Annotated in this window: 2 protein-coding genes; both read left to right on the top strand. The window is 72.3% G+C overall.

Annotation, left to right across the window (positions count from 1 at the left end; translation table 11 throughout):
• Positions 1-2,073 (top strand): beta-ketoacyl reductase (locus ABZ471_RS48195; protein ID WP_359075496.1); only part of this gene is annotated, 2,073 nt, incomplete at its 5' end.
• Positions 2,074-2,121: 48 nt separating this feature from the next.
• On the top strand, positions 2,122-3,002 hold an 881-nt coding region (locus ABZ471_RS48190), incomplete at its 3' end, for a beta-ketoacyl synthase N-terminal-like domain-containing protein (protein ID WP_359075495.1).

Raw genomic sequence — 3,002 nt, 5'->3', positions numbered from 1 at the left:
GATGCGGACGGGGTCGGCGAACCCCGGCTGCCGTTCTCGTGGACCGGCGTGTCCCTCGCGTCCTCCGGCGCCACTGCACTGCGCGTACGGCTGGCCATGGCAGGCGAGGACACGGTGTCCCTGTCGGCGACGGATCCGGCGGGCCGACCGGTGGTGTCGGTGGAGAAGCTGGTCCTGCGCGCGGTGAGTGCGGAGCAGTTGCGGGTCGGCCGGAAGGAGGACCTGTACCGGCTGGAGTGGCGGCCGGTAGGGATTGCGTCGGACCAGGCGGCCGGTGTCCGCTGGGCCGCCCTGGCGACCGACCTGGATCTGGCAGCCCTCGGAGAGTCCGTTCCCGACGTCGTCGTCGCACCGTTCACGGCCGGTGACGTGCCGTTGGAGGGGTTGGCGGAGCAGGCGCGGTCGGCGACGCAGCGCGCCCTGACGCTCCTTCAGCAGTTCCTGTCCGACGAGCGTCTGGCCTCGGCGCGGTTGGTGTTCGCCACCCGCGGTGCGGTCGAGGTTCGTCCGGGTGACGATGTCGAGGACCTGGTGAACGCCCCGGTGTGGGGCCTGGTCCGCTCGGCGCAGCGCGAACACCCCGACCGCCTCTGGCTGGTGGACGGTGCCGAGGAGGCACTGGCCGCGAACCTGGCCATGGGTGAGGAACCGCAGCTGGCGGTGCGGGACGGTGCGGTGCACGTGCCGCGGCTCGTACGGCACGGCGCGCCTTCCCCCGACACGGCCGTGGGCTTCGGTGGGGATGCGGGCACGGTCCTGGTCACGGGTGGCACCGGAACGGTGGGTGCTCTGGTGGCCCGGCACCTGGTCGCCGTACACGGTGTGCGGCATCTGCTGCTGACCAGCCGGCGCGGACAGCAAGCGCCGGGCGCACAGGAGTTGGCCGCGGAGCTGGCGGCGCTGGGTGCACAGGTGACCGTCGCCGCATGTGATGCGGCGGACCGTGAGGCGCTGGCCGCCGTGCTGGCGGGCATCCCGCAGGAGCGGCCGCTGACCGCGGTGGTCCACTCGGCGGGTGTCCTGGACGACGCCGTGGTCACCGGGCTGACAGCGGAGCAGCTGGACCGCGTCCTGCGCCCGAAGATCGACGCCGCACTCAACCTGCACGACCTCACCCGGGACCACCACCTCGACGCCTTCGTCCTCTTCTCGGGGGCGGCGGCCACCTTCGGAAGCTCCGGCCAGGCGCATTACGCGGCGGCCAACGTGTTCCTGGAGGCGCTCGCGGCACACCGGACCGCGGGCGGGCTGCCCGGTACCGCCCTCGGCTGGGGCTTCTGGGCCGAGCGCAGCGAGATGACGGAACACCTCGACGCGACCGCCATGCGGCGCATCGCACAGATCGGCCTCGCGGAGATGACGTCCGAGCAGGGACTCGACCTGTTCGACGCGGCCGTACGCACCGGGGAGACCTTCGTCCTGCCCGCCGTGCTGAACGAGGCGAGCCTGCGTGAGCAGGCAGCCGCGGGCGCTCTGCCGGCCATCCTGCGGGAACTGGTCCGCAGGCCCGCGCAGCGGACGGCGGCCACTGCGGACAGCGGTCCGGCCACGGACACCGCCACCCTGGCCGAGCGTCTGGCGGCCGCCTCCGAGGCGGAGCGGACCGAGCAGCTTCGTGACCTGGTCTGCGCGCAGGCCGCCGGAGTCCTCGGCCACGCCACGGCGACTGCCGTGAAGCCGCACCAGACGTTCAAGGAGCTGGGTTTCGACTCCCTGGGCGCGGTGGAACTGCGCAACCGCCTGATGCGGGCCACCGGTCTGCGTCTCTCCGCCACCCTGGCCTTCGACTACCCGACGCCGGCCGCACTCGCCGACCACCTGTGGGAGGAACTGCGGCCGGAGGAGGAGTCGTTGGCGGACCGCGTGCTCAGCGAGCTCGACGAGCTGGAGTCCGCGCTCGCCACCCTGGCTCCCGACGAGCAGGCGCGCGACCGCGTCCTGAGCCGGATGCAGCAACTCGTCGCCAAGCACCTCGGTGCCGACCCGGCGAGTGCCGACGAACCGTCCGGTGCGGACCGGTTCGACGCGGCCAGCGACGACGACCTCTTCGACTTCCTCGACAACGGCATCTGACAGCGAAGCCGGGCGACGGACCTTCATGACCTCAGGCAAGGGGAAAGAGTGAACACCGAGGACAAGCTGCGCTCGTACCTCAAGCAGGCTGCCGCGGATCTGCACGACACCCGGGAGCGCCTGCGCAAGCTGCAGGACGATGCCCACGAGCCCGTCGCGATCGTGGGGATGGGGTGCCGGTTCCCGGGGGGCGTGCGCTCACCGGAGGACCTGTGGCGGCTGGTCGTCTCCGCGGGCGACGCCGTGTCGTCGTGGCCGACGGACCGGGGCTGGGACGTCGAGGGCCTCTTCGATCCGGATCCGGATGCGGTGGGGAAGTCGTACTCGCGGTCGGGCGGTTTCCTCTACGACGCGGCCGAGTTCGATGCCGAGTTCTTCGGGATCTCGCCGCGCGAGGCGCTGGCGATGGACCCGCAGCAGCGGCTGCTGCTGGAGACGTCCTGGCAGGCGGTCGAGCGGGCGGGCATCGACCCGACGTCGCTGCGTGGCAGCCGTACCGGCGTCTACATGGGCCTCATGTACCACGACTACGGGTCCCGGGTGCGCAAGGCCCCCGAAGAACTGGAGGGCTACCTGCTCAACGGCAGCGCGGGCAGCATCGCGGCCGGCCGGCTGTCGTACACGTTCGGTCTGGAGGGGCCTGCCGTCACGGTCGACACGGCGTGTTCGTCGTCGCTGGTGGCGTTGCACCTGGCGGTGCAGGCGCTGCGGCGCGGCGAGTGCTCGATGGCGCTGGCCGGCGGGGTGACGGTGATGTCGTCGCCCGGCTTGTTCGTGGAGTTCAGCCGGCAGCGCGGGATGTCCTCGGACGGCCGGTGCAAGGCGTTCGCGGAGGGCGCGGACGGCACGGGCTGGGCCGAGGGCGTCGGTGTCCTGGTGGTGGAGCGTCTGTCGGACGCTGTGCGGCTGGGGCATCCGGTGCTGGCCGT

This window comes from Streptomyces sp. NPDC005728 (assembly GCF_040630895.1).
Taxonomy (GTDB): Bacteria; Actinomycetota; Actinomycetes; order Streptomycetales; family Streptomycetaceae; genus Streptomyces.
This window is presented reverse-complemented; position numbering and strand designations above follow the sequence as displayed.